A 17,329-nucleotide genomic window follows, 5' to 3' on the forward strand; every position below is an offset into this window, starting at 1 on the left:
TTTGTTGTGAATTCAAGGCTTAAGTGAGAAACAGCAAATCTAAAAAAGTGAGAAAAAGTAATTTTTAAGCTCCTATGAACTAATGGTTGAGGTAGTCAAAACTGATGAGCAAAAGAAAAAGAAACCAGACCGTCGTCCTAAATTAATTATTGAAGACCAAGTTTTAACGAACTTTGGGGGTTTAAGTCCCCAGCAAGATAGGCAGCACGTTTTGATGCCCAAATCTAAATCCCCGTCACAAAACGTAATTGCGAATTGCGTTAGCGGAGCGGGGCGTTAGCAAGAGTGCGAATTGCGAATTGGTTTAATGGCTCTTAACAGTGGTTGTAAAAGAGCGTTCACTAGTCGTAACAATACGCTGTTATGTTCCAGTTAAGCTAAAGCGTAGTATCTTATACAGAAACATGGGCAAAGTTGAGTTACAGAGGTGAATTATAAAATGAGAGCCATATTAGGATAAAACAAACTTTGCAAGCTAACCCTTGTGGATGATTTTGACGAGGATTGCGATCGCAGCCCTACGATACCGCTTTTTCTAAGGGAGAAGGGTGTGTTTCGGCTTGCGTAACGCTGTATTATTTTTGAATATTTTCTCAAGATTTTTTCCGAGACGGTAGCAATGACTATTCGCCATGCAACTGAAACTGACTTGCCTGCAATTGTGGCAATTTATAATGCTGCAATACCTAGTTGCATGGCAACTGCTGATTTAGAGCCAGTATCTGTGGAAAGTCGCCTTCCTTGGTTTAAGGCGCGATCGCCTTCACAACGTCCACTTTGGGTAATTGAAGTAGAGGGAGTAGTTGCTGGATGGCTGAGTTTCCAATCCTTTTATGGACGGCCCGCCTATAGTAAGACTGCCGAAATTAGTATTTACATAGCCCCTGGCTTTCATCGATGTGGTTTAGGACGACAACTATTAACACAAGCAATTAATGAAAGTCCTAGTTTGGGTTTAAAGACTCTCCTATGCTTTATTTTTGCCCACAATCAACCCAGTTTAAAACTTTTTGAAACATTTGGTTTTCAACCTTGGGGACATTTACCTAAAGTTGCCGAAATTGACAGTGTTGAACGGGATTTAGTAATCATGGGACTCCGAATTACTAAACCTGTTGTTTAATTTGATGGCAATAATATTAACAACGCTGCAACTGTGTTAACAACACAACAATTTCATCAATGGCCTGCCGCACAACTGTTGCAGGTTGTTCTGATTGATTGACAAGAATACTAAAAACTAATGGCTCATAATTAGGCGCATTCATATATCCAGATAAAGAAACTACACCCGTTAACGTACCTGTTTTTGCTTGGACAATTCCCTCAGCAGGTGTATCTTGAAAGCGGTCTTTTAAGGTTCCACTTTTACCAGCTACGGGTAAAGATGCGCGATATATATATGCTGTTGGTGTTCTTGCGATTCCTCGCAAAGTTTGGACAAAAGCTTCTGGTGTCACTAAGTTACGCCGTGATAAACCCGAACCATCTACTAAAATATAATTTGCTGGATCAACTCCCAATTTAGTTAAACTGGCTTTGACAACTTCCAAACCGACATCAGCGCTAGTTTGATTTTTCAGTTTGGGTTTTTCTATAGCTAATGCTCTCAACAGTGCTTCAGCATAAAGATTATTACTATTTTGAAGAGTTTCCATTAATAATTCAGATAAAGGTGGCGACTCTACAAATGCTATTTCCTGTTGATTGACACCGCCATTTGCTACTGATATTTGTTCTAAAGGAATTTTTTCTGTTGCCAAAGCTGCACGGAAGCGCCGTAAGAAGTAATAATTAGGGTCAACTACAGGCAAATCTATTAAAGATGGTTCAGAATTCGTTGTCAGTTGTCCTTGAATTCGTAATACTGTTCCTGATAATTCGCGGGTAACATTGACGTAGGTTGGTTGATTTTGGGCAACGGTTACTGACTGATTAATTGTTCGCCACTGTCTTGCTTCGCCAGGATCAATCCACACCACTTGTAAAGATTTACCTACAGCTTGCGGTACAAGTTTTAAGCTAAAAATATTTTGATTTAGAATAAAGCTGCTAACTGGTGCGCCATAGTCTGACTGCACATCTTCCCATTGCCAGGTGGGGTTAACAATATCACCTTGAATATAACTATCATCAGCTATCAATCGCTGAATTTGAGTAATACCTTTTTGTTTTAGCTGCTGTGCTAATGTTTGCAGTTGAGTATCACTTAAGCTGGGATCTCCCCTACCGACAACACGTAAAACACCATTGCCATTCTGATAAATAGAGGTGCGAATCCGAAAATTAGCACCCAATTGCTGTAATGCAGCTGCTGTTGTTAGCAATTTGAGGTTAGAGGCGGGAGTAAAATATTTCTGAGCATCCCGACTGTAAAGAATTGGCCCTGTTGACAGAGGTTGTACCAAAATTCCCCAACGCACCCGACTAAATAAGGGACGATTGATTACAGCATCTATAGCTGTTCCCAGTTGGTTAGAGCAAATTGATTTTCTAGTGGTTGTTGGCGCGACTTGGGTTTGTGCTTTCGCAATAAAACTAAATCCTATCTGGCTAGTCAAAAATATTAACAAAACACCCAGTGGTTGATTGAAAGCCTTAAGTTTCACCGATTTTCCTTATCCCAAAGATAGATATTTTAAGCTTGCCAAACACTTCTTTCCGGAGAGAGAAGAAATTGCTCAGTAAAGTTACTTAATTAGTATAGGGAAGATGTTCACATGTTTCATACATGGGCGATGTCTTTAGTCTATGGAATTAATTTTGATAACGTGCAAAATTCCCAACTTCTTTATGAAGTCAGGAATCTGAATAATACCATTTCAATTGATGATTGCAACACATCCTTGGGTAAAGACGCGATGAATCGCGTCTCTACAAATGATCTATTTGTCGCATTCTTTTTTTAAATTGGTATAACTAAACTCAAACAAAATTATTTCTTACTCTAAATTAGCAACCCCAAATTAACGATGCTAGATGGTTGAGGCTGTAATTGAAAAAGGATTACTCCTCTTCCTCTTCTTCGTCTTCGTCTTCGTCTTCTTCTTCTCCGAATACTCCGTCAATAAGTTCTTGGGCGCGTTCGTCTGAAATTTTTAAGGCTTCTTGAAGCTCAGAAATATAATCTTGTTCGTGTTCGGGAACTTCTTCGTCAATGCCTACCACTAATATAGCTGTGATGTATGCAGCTTCACGATAATTTCTGTTGGGTAAGGATTCGATAGACTGGGCGATTAAATCTTCTGGTTCTTCTTCTTCAATCAAGCTGACGACTTTTTCGGTCAATTCTTCAAAGTCTTCTTCAGAGTAATCTTCAAATAAGCCAACCCGACCGAGAAATTCACTTAAAGCATATTCTTCTGTTGAAGAAATACCTTCACCGTCAGCAGCTGCGGAAAACAGTCCAAGAATGGCGATCGCAACTTCTGGTTCTAGAGCAACTGAACTAACACTACGGCCTTTGGGCAATTTGCGTTTAGACATAATTATCCTTTAAAAGTTACGTGATATTTCAGGAAGTCATATTTTGCGGTTTATCATGCTTCCTCGATTTATGATTCCCAAAATAATGCGGAAATATACATTGGGATGAATCTTTTTTTCATAAAAAATACGTAGATAAATATATTATCTGCGTATAAAAACAGTTAAGTTGTCTTGAGCGATCAAGGTTTTTAGGGCTTGTGTACGCTGCGTAGCCTAAAGGGATACGGTGTACACACAAGTTATCGGATCACTACCAGTCCTCGAATTACCCCACCCTAACCCTCCCCGTATGTATTGGCTACGGTGTACACCATAGCTTATAAAGGCGATCGCATTTGTTGATTTAGCGTTTGCATTTGTTGATTTAGCGTTTGCATTTGTTGATTTAGCGTTTGCATTTGTTGATTTAGCGTTTGCATTTGTTGATTTAGCGTTTGCATTTGTTGATTTGGAGTTCGCATTTGTTGATTTGGAGTTCGCATTTGTTGATTTGGAGTTCGCATTTGTTGATTTGGAGTTCGCATTTGTTGATTTGGCGATCGCATTTGTTGATTTGGCGATCGCATTTGTTGATTTGGGGTTCGCATTTGCTGATTTAGCGTTCGCATTTGCTGATTGCACTTATTCTCAAACAACAAATCGATATGAAAAATGAGTAAAAATACAGACAAACTCGTAATTACTTCGTTGAACTTTTAATTAAATAAATCCCCAAAACTACCCATCTCAGGCAAAAGGATACTCCACTATCTTGAAAAAGGAATTATTAAAAAAAAGGATATCTCATGTCTTTAAGAACTCGTAGTTCTGCTGCTGTTGACAAAGCCCAACTTCGTCTTGCCTTGCTTAAATCCGTTGATGAAAATCTAGATTTAGGACATGGATTAACCATTGAAGCCTACAACCACCTCATCAACACTACCCGTTCGACGTTAGAAGCTCATAACACCCTTGTGTCCAATCTTGAAGAATCACGTAAAACAATAATCCAGATGGATAAAGCCCTCTCCGAAATGTCTGAACGAATGCTAAGTGGAGTTGCAACTATCTACGGCAGAAACAGTATAGAGTATTCCAAAGCTGGCGGCTCTAATGGAAAAAGAAATAAAAAATCTAGTTCAAAAGTTGCTCCAATTGTAGCGGTTCTTGCCAGTCAACCGGCTCAAGCTGCAATTGCGAATGCGTCAACTAACGGTAACGGCACAACTCCTTTGCTGCAATAATCCACTTTTTGCATAAATCTAGTGCCGTGTAAACTCTAAATTTGTGCATTAAGGGACTTGCAAAAAATAAATTATCCGAAATTATTTCTAGATCTAACCCTGGCGTGGTAATGAGTATTTTAAGCCGTCAGATTTTAGTTTCATAACTTGAAACAAAACCCCGATTTTTTTGAAAAGTCGGGGTTGTATTTTGCTGACATATTAAACCACAATATATAACGCGATCGCCTTGGCCTACGATAACACTTGCAAATACCTTGCCGAAAAATACCCTGGTGACTTTGCCAGATGGTTACTTGCATCTGACACCTCAGATATCCAAGTACTCAAAACCGAACTCAACCTCGAACCCATTCGCGCTGATTCGGTGACATTCCTGCAAATCGCCAACCAAATCTTGCATTTAGAGTTTCAAACGACACCAAAATCCAAAACCCCACTTGATTTTCGGATGCTGGATTACTACACCAGATTAAAGCGAGAATACTGGTGTGATATTGAGCAGGTGTTGATTTTCTTACAACCCACCTCCTCAGAAATTGTTTTTAATACCCAGTATGTAGATAAAAAAACCAGACATGAGTATCGAGTGATTCGTTTATGGGAAGAAGATCCCACACCACTGCTAGCTAACCCTGCACTTTTACCACTGGCGACATTAGCCAGAACCGACTCACCCGCAGACTTGTTAACTCAAGTCGCTACTGCTGTCGATATGATTGAAGAAACAGACGAGCGACAAAATATATCAGCTTGTGTACAAGTTTTAGCTGGTTTGCGGTTTGATAAAAGTTTGATTACACAGCTTTTCAGAGAGGAAATTATGCAAGAATCTGTGATTTACCAAGACATTCTGCAAAAGGGAGAAGAACGAGGAAAGAAACAGGAAGCGCTACAACTGATTTTGCGTCAGTTAACACGTCGGTTTGCTGCAATTGAGCCAGAGATAGAACAGCAGATTCGCACATTATCCATAACTCAACTAGAAGAGTTAGCTGAGGCGCTGTTAGATTTCTCCAGTCAAAGCGATTTAGTGAATTACTTAGGAAATATTTCTTTACCTCAACCTAATCAGGAAGATTAAGCTATCTCTACGCAAGAGGAAAGGGAGCAGAAGTAGGGGAATTCCTTTATCTTTCTCCCCTTATCCTTGCTCCCCTACCTCTCTAGTCTGAATTATCAAAAAGCGTTACAGCTTCGTCCCACACTCAGCGCAGAAGTTGTGGGTAGGAGCATTTTTGGCATTGCAGTTACTACAATACACCGGCTCTGCTGCCGCTTTGGGCGGTTGCTTCTGCAAGCCGACCATTTGAGCGTTGCTCTTGCCAGGAGCTACCATTGGATAGCAGTTCTCGTCTCTGGTGACGTGGACATTCAAGATTACTGGGCCTTTGTGTGCTAGCATTTCGGCGATCGCATCTTTTAATTGACTGCGATCGCTAATTACCATACCCTTAATGCCATAAGCTTTTGCCAATAACTCTACGTCTGGCATCCCTACTTCCATGTTAGAGCATGAGTAACGCTCACCGTAGAAGGCTTGCTGCCACTGGCGCACCATCCCTTGCCAGCCGTTATTGATGATTATTGTCTTGACATTTATTCCATACTGTGCAAGTGTACCAAGTTCCTGCAAACACATTTGGAAACTGGCATCACCGCTAATACAGATGACTTCTTCATCAGGAAACGCTACTTTAGCGCCCATTGCCGCAGGTAAGCCAAAACCCATCGTTCCCAAACCAGCACTAGAAATCCAGCGCCTTGGGCCGTTTTTGAGGAATTGTGCTGCCCACATTTGATGCTGTCCAACATCTGTGGTGTAGAAAGCGTTGGGTGCTTGGTTATTGACTTCTACAATTACTTCTTGGGGTGAAATGCTGTCGGGATGCTGCGGCACTATGAGAGGATACTCATCGCGCCAACGATTAACTAAATTTAACCACTCTTGGTTTTGATTAGGGGTGGCCTTAACGCCTGTTTCTTTGCAGCGACGTAACAAGTCTACTAACACGTTCCGCACATCGCCGACGATGGGCACTTCAGGAATGCGGTTTTTGCCGACTTCTGCGGGATCGATGTCGATGTGAATTACTTTGGCGCGGGAGGCGAATTCGTCTAATTTACCTGTAACGCGATCGTCAAATCTAGCGCCAACGCAAATCAACAAGTCACAATCGCTAACGGCAAAGTTAGCGTAAGCAGTGCCGTGCATCCCCAACATTCCCAAAGCGAGGGGATGATGTTCGTCAAATGCACCGATCCCCATTAAGGTTGTGGTGACAGGGATGTTGAATAATTCAGCTAGTTCTTTGATTTCTTCATGGGCACTAGCTGCGATCGCACCACCACCGACATACAGTAGAGGACGGCGGCTTTCAGTAATCAACTGAATTGCGGCATTAATTTGCCGGGGATTTCCCTTTACCGTGGGACGATAACCGCGTAACTTCACTGAACCTGGTTTTACAGGCACATAGTCAAATTCTTCTAAAGCTACATCTTTGGGGACATCAATCAAAACTGGCCCCGGTCGCCCACTGCTAGCGATGTGGAAGGCTTCGGCGACAATTCGCGCCATATCTTTAGGATCGCGCACTACATAAGAATGCTTGACGATTGGTAGCGTAATCCCGTAAATATCGGTTTCCTGAAACGCATCTGTACCAATTGACGGCCGTGCTACCTGTCCCGTGACAACAATCATCGGGATTGAATCCATGTAGGCGGTGGCGATGCCTGTGACCAAGTTAGTTGCTCCTGGGCCAGAAGTGCCAAAGCATACTCCTACTTTCCCAGTCGCACGGGCGTAACCATCTGCGGCGTGGGCTGCGCCTTGTTCGTGTCTCACGAGAATGTGCTTCATAGCACCAGTTGCTTCCACCTTATACAGGTCGTCGTAAATTGGTAAAATTGCTCCACCAGGATAACCAAAGATATAATCAACGCCGTGGCGATGAAGGCTGTCAAGCAGAGCAAAACCGCCAGATGCACGTTTGGGGACGGCTGGGGGGCTAGAAGCACGAGACTGTTTGTGATTCTCGGTTTGTGGCAGAGTGATTTGGGAAAGCAATTCTCCTGCGGAGACACTTTGTGAACGCACGGTCAAACCTCAGACTATAGCTAAAGTTAATACTGGATTCTGTATTTAAGATTTCATTTTAATTGAAAACTTCAATCAAAATTTTATTAATTTTTATATGAGATATCAAGCTAGACTACTAGCCTACATTAATTAAATTACGTTTTGCAAGACTTTGCGGGTATTTTGCCAAGCCCAAACACCGACAACTACGACAACAATACTCATTGCTACCAGTACAGTTCGCAAGCCCAGAGCATCAGTTAATGGCCCAGTAATGGCCAGAGGTAACGCCAGAGCGATGTTAACGGCATGATTTTGAAAGCCAAATACTTTACCGTGCATGTTAGGTGGTGTTTGCTGTTGAATTAAAGTTTGCATGGGTACGCCAATTAAGGAAGCACCTACACCCAAAAAGGCACAAAGTCCTAGCGCCAGTAATAAGTTGTGCGTAAAAGTAAACACCCCTAAAACTAGCGCAATTATTAAAAATCCAATTAAAGGTAGGGGTTTGTGATGTAATTTATCACCCCAGTGACCTAAAATTGCCGCACCAAATACCATACCCACGCCTGCTGCTGCCAAGAAAAAGCCAAACTGTTTTTCTTTTAAACCAAATTCCTCAGCTAATTGAATTGTCAGCACCGTTAAGGCTGCAAACACACAATATAAAGTTGTAAGTTGCAGCATAGCGTTCAAGATCAAAGGGTTTTTCTTTAGATAGCGCAGGCTTTCAGTGAATTCAGCCCAAAGGTGATTTGATGCTTGATGCTCTTTTGATTTGGGTTCTTTAAACTTAATTGGCTGCATGATCGCAGCTGATAATATGTATAATCCACCAACTACAATCTCTTGACCGTATTGTTCTCCCATTAAGCTTTTCGCCAAACTCAAAATTGGCTCTCCTATTGCAAAGCCAACAATTAAAGCTCCCATCATCGTGCTGCTAAAGAGCGCATTGGCTGCCAACAAATTTTCTCGCTTCACTAATAAGGGAATGGCTGCTTGTTCGGCTGGTGCAAAAAACTGCGTCACTGTGGAAATGGCAAAAGTCAGGATTAACAAAATCAGAAACTGTCGAGGTAACAAGGGAAGACACAGTGTCAATATTCCCCGAACAATATCTGAGCCGACCATAATCAGCTTTTTTGGCAAACGGTCAACAAAGATACCACCGGCAGAGCCAAATAAAATGGCTGGTATTGTAAACGATAGCATCAAGGTTGAGTACATTGAGTTTTGTGCCAACCCAGGAAGCGGTGAGTAGTTCTCTAGCAGAGCAATCATTAAAACGAAGAAGACTTTATCTGCTAACTGGGATACCAATTGCCCAATCCACAGGAGCATAAAACCACGGTTTTTTAGCAGTGCGCTAAACCCGTTATTAACAGCAGCTGGTTCAGTTGGAAACATTTAGATACTTTCTTTAGGTAGATGGGCATTGGGCATTGGGCATTGGGCATTGGGCATGGGGCATTGGGCATTGGGCATTGGGCATGGGGTATTGGGCATTGGTTATTAATTCTTCCCCTGCTCCCTCTTCTGCCTCATCTCCCTCACTCCCTCACTCCTCACTCCTAACTCCTGTTTACTTACTCCATTGTCCGGATTAATTTGCTTCGTAGTGCTTTAACAGCATAAGCAAAAATTCAGTTGCTGTCAGACGACCTTTAGGTGGAGAAATTTCAATGGATGAATCTACCCAGCAGCCTTGGACAATTTGGGGCGATCGCCAGATGGACAAATGATCAACTGCTGGCTCTGCATAGAAGTTATTTTGCCCACAACCTAGCAAACAAGAACTCCAATGGGTGAAATAATCATGACTCATCCGGTGAATAGGGAAATTACCCTGTAGTGGTACTCCCCATCCATCTATAGCAATAAACGCTTTGACATGACCACCCAAAAGTTGCCACAAATGCGCCGCCCCTATTGCCCCGACTACGCCAGCACTAAAGCTAATAAATATAATTGGTGATTTTAAAGAGTCGGTCAAGGGATACCTGCGGTGAGCTACGCTAACGTGCAAAAACTGCAAAATATGCAAGGCAGATAAAACTAAAAAATCTTTACCCGGATAAACCAGTATATTTGCGGGATTGTGTGCGATCGCGCTATTAGCAACTATATCTAACAATCCTACTCTAAAGCTTTCAGTTAACTCTGGTTCATGGATTCCAGGGCAAATAATTATACTCATCTTTAACACTACTTTTGATTTTTTTTACTCTTCCGATGTACAGAGCTTTTTCAAAAATCAAGTATTTTTTATATATATTACCATATTTTTACTGAGTAAATTATAGCCTCTTCATATATTTTTCCGAAATAATACTATTTTAAAAACCTATTAATTTTGATTATAAATAATATTAGATTAATCTCAGCAATCAAATGTTTATTTATTACCTAATTATCCTTATAGTTTTATTAGTAACTATTTTTATTGTTTTATATAATAGTTTAATACAGAAAAAGAATCAAGTTAATAATGCATTTTCTACTATTGATGTGATTCTGCAAAAAAGAAGCGATTTGATACCTAGACTTGTGACCTTAGCTCAAATATATATGCAATTTGAGCAAAAAACATTGATAGAAATTAGCAGACTCAGAAGTAGAGCAACTTCAAAAAACTTAAGCGACAATAGCCGAGTTGCTGTAGAAGACCAAATTTCGAGAATGTTAAAGAAAATTATAGTAATAGTTGAAGCATATCCCGAATTAAAAACAAACGACCATTTTATCCAATTACAATATTCTTTAAGTGAAGTAGAGGAACAACTTTCCGCCGCTAGAAGATTTTATAACTCTGCCGTAACTGAATATAATAATGCTGTAGAAATGTTTCCGACAAATATTATAGCTTCGTGCCTGAAATTTCAATTAAAATTGCAGTTTCAAGCTAATTCACAAGCAAGAAATAATGTAAGTATTCAAATAAACCATAAATAACTTTAAAAAATATGCCAAAATTTAGTTCCACACAAAATCAAGAATTATTAAATGGAATAGCTAAACTCTTAGAATACAAAAACTACAATTTAGCACTTCAGGGGTTGGAAAGTTTTTTCCAAAAGAATACAGAATCTAATACAAAAGAGTATTTGTATGCACGAGTATTGCTTTTAGACGCATACTTCTACAATGGACGCTTTGATCAAGCAATTAACTTATGCCAAGAATTGAGCAATAGTAAACATAAAACGACTCAGATATTAGCACAATACTATCTTGCCGAAATATTTACAGAAACTAAACCTAAAGCACAAAAATCATCGCTAAATTCAACTAAAAGTTCACTCACCCCTACACAAGAAACTGAACTTATAAACACTGGGTATGAAGCTATTACTAAAAAACGCTATAAAAAAGCAATCCAAGCATTAAAGATTTTTTGTCAAGCTGCTTCTCCGGCTACAAAAAAATATTTGTTAGCACACAAATGGCTGATAAAAGCCTATCACGAGAATGGGCAAACTAATCAAGCGATCGCTCTTTGTCAGCAGCTTCTAATTAATGAACACGAACCAACAAGAAAATGGGCAAGGCAAGTTTTATTTACAGACCTATTTACAGATGATATTAATGTGTCTGCAACTTCACCAAACTCCACTGAATCAGAAGTTAAGCTACAACCACCAAGCGAAACCTTGCCAGAAGAACCCGAACCAGCTATTGAAAAATTTACCCCTAAAACATTAAAGGAATTCAAAGTATTTTGTCAGCAAAATTTATTGGTAGAATTAAAAGTATTTGAATCTCGTAGGAAACAAGCTTTATTATCTATAGTTATTCTTCATGTACTTTTTTTATCTTTTTTAATTATAACGTTCAAGCTTCTTTCTCTGATATCTTTTGATATCAAAGATTATATTTATATTGAAGAACCTTCCTTATTTGAAAGTCACTCTACACCAATAGCTGTAGTATTTATATGTATATTGATAATTTTTCTTTTTTCATCTTTCAATTATTTATTGGGATTTTTCTTAGCTTTTTGGATTTGGATATTTTTGTATTCAAGAGCTTTTGAAGGCTTTTCCGCAGGTTTTACAGACAAAATATCTGAAAAAATATTTAATTTTGTCAATCAAAATAAGAATTTAAAATATCTGAGTTCTTACTCCAAAGAAGATGGTATTAATTTTTTGCAACATAGCCAACTATTCAAAGGACTTATCAATCCAAACAAGATTGAACATAATGTTTATATTTATGGTAAAATCAATGGTATTGATATCTCTTTCTCGAATATTCGTGCAGAATTAGAATTAAAACATGATTGGACTAATTTTTTAGATCCTATCTTTTTTAGAAGTAGGAGATATGAAACAATAATTCAATATAATATATTTTATCTGTTTATATTTTCATTTTTACGTTCTATATATTTGTTAATTTTTATTTTACCATTTACATTTAGTGCTTTAATTACTAGACTTGTAAAAATTATTCCATATATATTCATTAATATTTTATGTGGAAAAAATATTGAGTACAAAAGATTTAAATCTGAAGTTTTAAACAATCAAGTTACCCGAACAAGTTTAATCTTTAAAGGATTGTTTTTTAAAACTAAGTTTAACAAAAATTTGCGGACTGTTACAATTGTTCAGCCAAAAATTATCAACGCTAATATCCATGCTCTTAATCATGCTAAAAAACAGGTAATTAAATTAGAAGATCCAGAATTTGCTAAACTGTTCACTGTTTATGGTGATGACCAAATAGAAGCACGTTATGTTTTGTCTACTAGTTTAATGGATAAAATAGTAAACTTTCGTAAGAAAACCAATAGAAATATTTATATTTCCTTTGTTGAAGATATGATGTATATAGCCATTGAAGAAGCAGTAGAAAATAATATATTTGATCCTAATTTATACAAAAGTGTGTTAAGCTTTGCGCCTCTAAGAGAATATTTTGAAACTCTCAACTTGATGTTGGGAATTGTTGAAGATTTAAATCTGGATAGACGCATTTAGCAAAATGTAAGAATTCAAGAGTCAGAATAGTGGAAAGCTCAGGAGATAACTTGAAGGTTCGATGTCAAACTTTTATAAATTCTGACTTATAACTCCTGTTTGACTTTTGACTTCCACAAAGGGGCTGGGGCTGACCGCTCTTGCTATTCCCGCAATATAGCAGATGCCGCATTGGTTCAATTTTGCATATCCAATGCCCCACGTAAATTTTGTATGTCTTTTGATGTATTATCTTGATTTTCCCACCTATCCTATCCCCCAGGATGGGATAATAAGTTACAAGTAGGGAAAATGTGCAAACTACTCTCTAACTCCAAATCTCTCTGCACTCTGGTTATATTGAGGAACTAATTGTGGTTGCCACGCCGGAAAAAGTACAACACACCCACGAGCATCTATCAGGTAAAGACCGTGTAGCCGTACTGCTTATGGGCTACGGCGAAGTCGAAAGCTACGAAGATTTCGCCAACTATAACGAACAGGCTTTAAATCTACTGACAGCAAAATTCGCACCAGTCCCAACCTGGATTTATCCTCCTCTGGCAAAGCTTTTGGCGCTATTTGACCGCCATGAGTGGGGACACACACACCACGATTTTATCTCCCCACACAATGCCATCTTTGAACAGCAACGGGCTGGGATTGAGAAGAATTTACAAGAAAAATGGGGTGATAAAGTTCAAGTTTTCAAGGCTTTCAACTTCTGCGCCCCTTTCTTACCCAATCAAGTTTTAGCAGAAATCAAAAACCAAGGCTTCGAGAAGCTGCTGATTTACCCACTGCTGGTTGTTGATTCTATCTTTACTAGTGGGATTGCGATCGAGCAAGTTAACAATGCTCTGGTTGAGTTGACTGATGGTGAAGAACACTGGGTTAAAGCACAGCGTTATATTCCTTCTTTTTTCAACGAACCAGCTTACATCGATTTGATGGCTCATCTGGTTGAGGAGAAAATTGCTGAGTTAGCCGCAGCTTATCTACCTTCTCAAATCGGTATTGTGTTAATGAATCACGGCTGTCCTCATAAAGCTAAAGGCTTTACTTCTGGGATTGCCGAAAGTGAAGCAATGTACGATTTGGTTAGGGATAAGTTGATTAATCGTTATCCTTTAATCTCGGTGGGTTGGCTTAACCATGACACGCCCCTAATTGATTGGACACAGCCAAATGCAGAGCAAGCTGCAAATAACCTGATTCAACTGGGTGCAAAAGTGGTAATTTTTATGCCTATTGGCTTTGCTACAGAAAACCACGAAACTTTATTGGATGTACACCATATCATCCATGCTTTGGAAAAACAGCATCCTGGTACGAACTACGTGCAAATGGCTTGCGTTAACGATCATCCAGAATTTTTGGCAATGGTGGCCCAATGGGCTGATGCTCATATTGCAGAGTTGTTGTCAGAGCAAGCTTTGGCAGTTAATCCCCAAGTAGCTGGGGATCACCATCACCACCATCACCACCATCATTAAGTTAAGTAGGGTGGGCAAAGCTTTGCTCTATAATTACTAATTCGTAATTAAGACGGGCAGAGCAAGCACTGATTACAACTACGAATTATATTGACATTCCCACGCTTCAAGGCGTGGGATTTTTTATGCCTTACTTACGCTTAAATTTCCCTATGCTTCACAGTATGTAGATAAAATTATTTTTTTAATCATTCTTAAGTAAATCTCCGAGTAAACCCAGTATTATTACTCAGGATATTTAGAATTGATAAAGTTATCGTGTACCCAATGATATCGACTTGACTACGTGTTAAGCGATCGCAAGCCAAGGAAGCCAAATGAGCATCCACAAGCTCTTAATGATTAACTAGCCAGTAATTGACAGGCTTATCCGCTAACTCAACCTCTAAACTGATCTAAAGCAGAAACAATTTTTAGCTGTAGGTATTAATTATCATACAGCACTTCTGTGTAAAGATACTCAAATCTCTTTTGAAGCAATGACATCAACCACTAGTCATTTGCCAATCCCAAAATACAGGTGTAAACCCACACAAATATAAAGAGAGTGGGAAACGCGCCAAAAGTTCGCTGCGTTACAGTGTATCCAAAAGAATTTATTGGTGAAGTATTTGCCTAAGTGTACTTTTAGGCAAAAAAGTTAGCGTGCTGTTATCGAACAGCCAGAATTCTTGTGGAAGCAATACACTGTTTTTCTCCGAACTTAGCATTATATATAGAAATCAAACCCTGATTCACAAGGATTTACGGATGTTAATAGAAGATAAAATCGGAACTTCTTTGAACATAGAAAAGGCTCCAATGAAAGAGCAGCGATCGCTCCTAATGCCTTTATTGCACCTTTACCCCGCAGACTCTTAAGCCACCCCAACGGCGGTGCTTTGGCTGTCATCGGTCATGTGGAACGAGCTTGGGGTTGCTCTTTCGTATGGGAAAAAACTGGTAAGCAATTGGCAGTTTTTCAAAGCACCTTAAAGCGATTGCTAGATGGTCATCCAGTGGGGTCAGCTGTTGAGTATTTCAACGAGCGCTACGCTGAACTTTCTTCTGATTTGAGTACAGAATTAGAAGAAATTAAATATGGTGCGATCGCCGATCCGATGAATATATCTGGTATGTGGACGGCAAACAATGATGCTCGTAGTTATGCGATTATTGGCGACCCCGCAGTTAAGTTAGTTGTGGGTGACAATCAAACAAGCGATCGCTCTGTCATCTCATCAATAAATTTACCCGCCGCCCCTGCAACACCCCAAGCATCTGATACATCAGCAATTGGTCAAGCCCAGGCAAACTTAACCCAAGCCCTAGAAAAGTTTGTCAACACAGTTGAGCAAGCTTCAGTTGACCGCACGGAAAAACTTCAGGCGGCGCTTTTAGCTGTAGTTAGTTTAGTTGACACCTTGAAGAAACTTAATTAACTGCAAATCTGAGAAACCTGGCTTTTCGTAATTTTACGTAGAAGTCAGGTTTCTTAGTACATTATTTCACGAACTATTCGCCAAAAAATTGCCTCACCTCAAACCTTAGCGTCCCTTTGCGCTTCAAAACACTAAAAAACCCAACCAATGAACACCTTTGAGATTACCATCCAACGCAAATCAGGAGATAGCTGGCCAATTGTAGTAGAACAGTTAGTAACTTTATGGACAAATGTCCTCAAGCAACTTTTCCCGGTGTTACGCGGAATGGATAAACTGCAATATCCTCTATCCCTAAACTATACGTCGCTGGGACTACCTTTCTTGTAATATTCAGGCTGGCATTTATATCTGCATGAATAAGTTTGCCATTACTGGATCTATACCAAGCCCTCTTTATTCGCTTACCACTGAATGTGTGTTTTTCACCCTTTTTGTAAACAGGAATTGGGTCTAAATCGAGAAACGACGAGGCTGAGGTATAGGATTCCTCATTAATCAAAACGGTTATCCCAACCATTCAAAAGATCAATATTTAGTAAGCTGTTACGCAAATAAGATTGCACATCAACTGGTGAGGTTGTCCTTTGTCAATTGTCCTTTGTCCTTAGTAAATACTTCTCGACTAATGACTAATGACGGTCTACACAGAAAATAGTGCAATATATAGGCGCGTTAGCTTAGTATGTCAAGATCATTTTGAGGGTTTGTAGTAAGCACTTTAGTGATTAAAAAATCAAAATAAGGACTAAAATTCTTACTACGAACTTGCCTACGATAGAATTAATCAACACCCCGCAGCTTGCGAGTGTTATCAACTAAACTCTGAGCAAATTGATCAAATCTTTGAGATAGTTTTTCATCTAGCAACTTGCCTTCAGGACTGAATGCACCCCAAGCTTGTCCGATCGCAATTTGTTCTGGAATCACCCAACCATGCACCCATCGGACAATTAGCCGTAGGTCGTTTAAAGCATTACTATTAGACTGACCCCCTAATACACTGATTAATCCTGTCACTTTATCAGACAGTTGCTCAAAGCTCATCAAATCTAGGGCATTTTTCAGGACACCACTAACGCTACCATGATACTCAGGTGTAGCTAAAATTAACCCATCAGCGCGGCTGACTGTATCTTGTAACCGCAAAACATCTGGGTATTCTGGATACTCCTTTGCGCCAGTGCAAAACGGTAGCTGCAACTGTCTTAAATCAATAATTTCTACCTCTGCTCCAAGGGCTTCTACCCTTTGCACAGCTAAAAGTAAAGCAACCTGGGTATAGGAGTTGGGTCTTAAACTACCACCAATGCCAACAATTTTCACCATAATTAATTAACTCACAAACTATTAACTAGCTACTATTACCAAATTTCTGAAAAAACGGAATCGTTATGACTATGCTTATCTTAGCGATTTGTGTCAGAATGTGTCAAATTAATATCTACTGGGGACTGGGGGAGATGAGGGAGCAGGGGTAGGGGAGACTTGGGGACAAGGAGACTTAAATCAGAACTTGCAACAAGTGTTTCCCCTTGTCCCCAATTCTCAAGAGTCCCCAAGTCCTCTTCCCAATGCCCAGTCTGAACAGCTACATAAATCTAGATAATGATCTTGGTTGCTCAACTTCATGTAATAACCGGAAGAA

17 protein-coding genes and 1 pseudogene are annotated in these 17,329 nt (G+C 39.5%); 11 read left to right on the forward strand and 7 right to left on the reverse strand.

The features are described from left to right. Nucleotides 1-82: 82 nt before the first annotated feature. Nucleotides 83-166 (forward strand): annotated as a pseudogene (locus CDC33_RS23660) (IS5/IS1182 family transposase); the annotation flags it as partial. Nucleotides 167-619: 453 nt separating this feature from the next. Continuing rightward, on the forward strand, nucleotides 620-1,123 hold the full coding sequence (locus tag CDC33_RS23665; RefSeq protein ID WP_109010994.1) for a GNAT family N-acetyltransferase: 504 nt from the start codon (nucleotides 620-622) through the stop codon (nucleotides 1,121-1,123). Between the two features lie 16 nt (nucleotides 1,124-1,139). Here CDC33_RS23665 and dacB read toward each other — a convergent pair whose 3' ends face one another. After that, on the reverse strand, nucleotides 1,140-2,609 hold the full coding sequence (gene dacB / locus CDC33_RS23670; RefSeq protein ID WP_244919330.1) for a D-alanyl-D-alanine carboxypeptidase/D-alanyl-D-alanine endopeptidase: 1,470 nt from the start codon (nucleotides 2,607-2,609) through the stop codon (nucleotides 1,140-1,142). Nucleotides 2,610-2,720: 111 nt separating this feature from the next. Between dacB and CDC33_RS37920 the strand changes: the two genes are divergently transcribed. Then, on the forward strand, nucleotides 2,721-2,909 hold the full coding sequence (locus tag CDC33_RS37920; RefSeq protein ID WP_146195852.1) for a hypothetical protein: 189 nt from the start codon (nucleotides 2,721-2,723) through the stop codon (nucleotides 2,907-2,909). A 97-nt stretch (nucleotides 2,910-3,006) separates the two neighbouring features. Here CDC33_RS37920 and CDC33_RS23675 read toward each other — a convergent pair whose 3' ends face one another. Both CDC33_RS23675 and CDC33_RS23680 read right to left on the reverse strand, forming a co-directional pair. Beyond that, on the reverse strand, nucleotides 3,007-3,486 hold the full coding sequence (locus tag CDC33_RS23675; RefSeq protein ID WP_109010995.1) for a tellurite resistance TerB family protein: 480 nt from the start codon (nucleotides 3,484-3,486) through the stop codon (nucleotides 3,007-3,009). A 320-nt stretch (nucleotides 3,487-3,806) separates the two neighbouring features. Beyond that, a complete protein-coding gene (locus CDC33_RS23680) occupies nucleotides 3,807-4,097 on the reverse strand; it encodes a coiled-coil domain-containing protein (RefSeq protein ID WP_146195853.1) in 291 nt (96 codons plus the stop codon). 177 nt (nucleotides 4,098-4,274) lie between these two features. Between CDC33_RS23680 and CDC33_RS23685 the strand changes: the two genes are divergently transcribed. Further along, complete coding sequence (locus tag CDC33_RS23685) at nucleotides 4,275-4,712, forward strand: hypothetical protein (RefSeq protein ID WP_109010997.1); 438 nt, start codon at nucleotides 4,275-4,277, stop codon at nucleotides 4,710-4,712. Between the two features lie 229 nt (nucleotides 4,713-4,941). Beyond that, the gene (locus CDC33_RS23690; protein WP_109010998.1) at nucleotides 4,942-5,796 is read left to right on the forward strand and encodes a DUF4351 domain-containing protein; all 855 of its coding nucleotides are present in this window, start codon (nucleotides 4,942-4,944) and stop codon (nucleotides 5,794-5,796) included. A gap of 105 nt (nucleotides 5,797-5,901) precedes the next feature. Here CDC33_RS23690 and ilvB read toward each other — a convergent pair whose 3' ends face one another. The 3 genes from ilvB to CDC33_RS23705 all read right to left on the reverse strand — a co-directional run bounded on the left by ilvB (nucleotide 5,902) and on the right by CDC33_RS23705 (nucleotide 9,997). Continuing rightward, on the reverse strand, nucleotides 5,902-7,815 hold the full coding sequence (gene ilvB / locus CDC33_RS23695) for a biosynthetic-type acetolactate synthase large subunit (protein ID WP_109010999.1): 1,914 nt from the start codon (nucleotides 7,813-7,815) through the stop codon (nucleotides 5,902-5,904). Between the two features lie 132 nt (nucleotides 7,816-7,947). Then, nucleotides 7,948-9,207 carry an MFS transporter gene (locus CDC33_RS23700; protein ID WP_109011000.1) on the reverse strand — a complete coding sequence of 420 codons (1,260 nt, stop codon included), beginning with the start codon at nucleotides 9,205-9,207 and terminating at the stop codon, nucleotides 7,948-7,950. Between the two features lie 196 nt (nucleotides 9,208-9,403). Then, nucleotides 9,404-9,997: a hypothetical protein gene (locus tag CDC33_RS23705; RefSeq protein ID WP_109011001.1), complete on the reverse strand. Its 594-nt coding sequence runs from the start codon at nucleotides 9,995-9,997 to the stop codon at nucleotides 9,404-9,406. Nucleotides 9,998-10,191: 194 nt separating this feature from the next. On the opposite strand from CDC33_RS23705, the gene CDC33_RS23710 reads away from it, so the two are divergent. From CDC33_RS23710 to CDC33_RS39015, 6 genes are all read left to right on the forward strand, one after another. Further along, on the forward strand, nucleotides 10,192-10,752 hold the full coding sequence (locus tag CDC33_RS23710; RefSeq protein WP_109011002.1) for a LemA family protein: 561 nt from the start codon (nucleotides 10,192-10,194) through the stop codon (nucleotides 10,750-10,752). 11 nt (nucleotides 10,753-10,763) lie between these two features. Continuing rightward, nucleotides 10,764-12,785, forward strand: coding sequence for a DUF3137 domain-containing protein (locus CDC33_RS23715; RefSeq protein ID WP_109011003.1), 2,022 nt, complete (start codon nucleotides 10,764-10,766; stop codon nucleotides 12,783-12,785). A gap of 353 nt (nucleotides 12,786-13,138) precedes the next feature. Beyond that, nucleotides 13,139-14,260 carry a ferrochelatase gene (locus tag CDC33_RS23720; protein WP_109011004.1) on the forward strand — a complete coding sequence of 374 codons (1,122 nt, stop codon included), beginning with the start codon at nucleotides 13,139-13,141 and terminating at the stop codon, nucleotides 14,258-14,260. A gap of 645 nt (nucleotides 14,261-14,905) precedes the next feature. Further along, complete coding sequence (locus tag CDC33_RS39900) at nucleotides 14,906-15,121, forward strand: hypothetical protein (RefSeq protein ID WP_219930060.1); 216 nt, start codon at nucleotides 14,906-14,908, stop codon at nucleotides 15,119-15,121. A gap of 20 nt (nucleotides 15,122-15,141) precedes the next feature. Then, the gene (locus CDC33_RS23725) at nucleotides 15,142-15,681 is read left to right on the forward strand and encodes a hypothetical protein (RefSeq protein ID WP_244919331.1); all 540 of its coding nucleotides are present in this window, start codon (nucleotides 15,142-15,144) and stop codon (nucleotides 15,679-15,681) included. 147 nt (nucleotides 15,682-15,828) lie between these two features. Next, nucleotides 15,829-16,011 (forward strand): hypothetical protein, encoded by a 183-nt coding sequence (locus CDC33_RS39015; RefSeq protein WP_181374112.1) that lies wholly within the window; start codon nucleotides 15,829-15,831, stop codon nucleotides 16,009-16,011. 453 nt (nucleotides 16,012-16,464) lie between these two features. On the opposite strand, the gene CDC33_RS23735 is transcribed toward CDC33_RS39015, so the two are convergent. Then, nucleotides 16,465-17,010: an NADPH-dependent FMN reductase gene (locus CDC33_RS23735; protein WP_109011005.1), complete on the reverse strand. Its 546-nt coding sequence runs from the start codon at nucleotides 17,008-17,010 to the stop codon at nucleotides 16,465-16,467. Nucleotides 17,011-17,329: the final 319 nt, after the last annotated feature.

The organism is Nostoc commune NIES-4072, assembly GCF_003113895.1.
Taxonomy (GTDB): domain Bacteria; phylum Cyanobacteriota; class Cyanobacteriia; order Cyanobacteriales; family Nostocaceae; genus Nostoc; species Nostoc commune.

Coding starts and splice junctions, on each gene's coding strand:
- CDC33_RS23665 (WP_109010994.1), top strand. CDS start 620: ATGACTATTCGCCATGCAACTGAAACTGACTTGCCTGCAATTGTGGCA.
- CDC33_RS37920 (WP_146195852.1), top strand. CDS start 2,721: ATGTTTCATACATGGGCGATGTCTTTAGTCTATGGAATTAATTTTGAT.
- CDC33_RS23675 (WP_109010995.1), bottom strand. CDS start 3,486: ATGTCTAAACGCAAATTGCCCAAAGGCCGTAGTGTTAGTTCAGTTGCT.
- CDC33_RS23680 (WP_146195853.1), bottom strand. CDS start 4,097: ATGCGAACGCTAAATCAGCAAATGCGAACCCCAAATCAACAAATGCGA.
- CDC33_RS23685 (WP_109010997.1), top strand. CDS start 4,275: ATGTCTTTAAGAACTCGTAGTTCTGCTGCTGTTGACAAAGCCCAACTT.
- CDC33_RS23700 (WP_109011000.1), bottom strand. CDS start 9,207: ATGTTTCCAACTGAACCAGCTGCTGTTAATAACGGGTTTAGCGCACTG.
- CDC33_RS23705 (WP_109011001.1), bottom strand. CDS start 9,997: ATGAGTATAATTATTTGCCCTGGAATCCATGAACCAGAGTTAACTGAA.
- CDC33_RS23710 (WP_109011002.1), top strand. CDS start 10,192: ATGTTTATTTATTACCTAATTATCCTTATAGTTTTATTAGTAACTATT.
- CDC33_RS23715 (WP_109011003.1), top strand. CDS start 10,764: ATGCCAAAATTTAGTTCCACACAAAATCAAGAATTATTAAATGGAATA.
- CDC33_RS39015 (WP_181374112.1), top strand. CDS start 15,829: ATGAACACCTTTGAGATTACCATCCAACGCAAATCAGGAGATAGCTGG.
- CDC33_RS23735 (WP_109011005.1), bottom strand. CDS start 17,010: ATGGTGAAAATTGTTGGCATTGGTGGTAGTTTAAGACCCAACTCCTAT.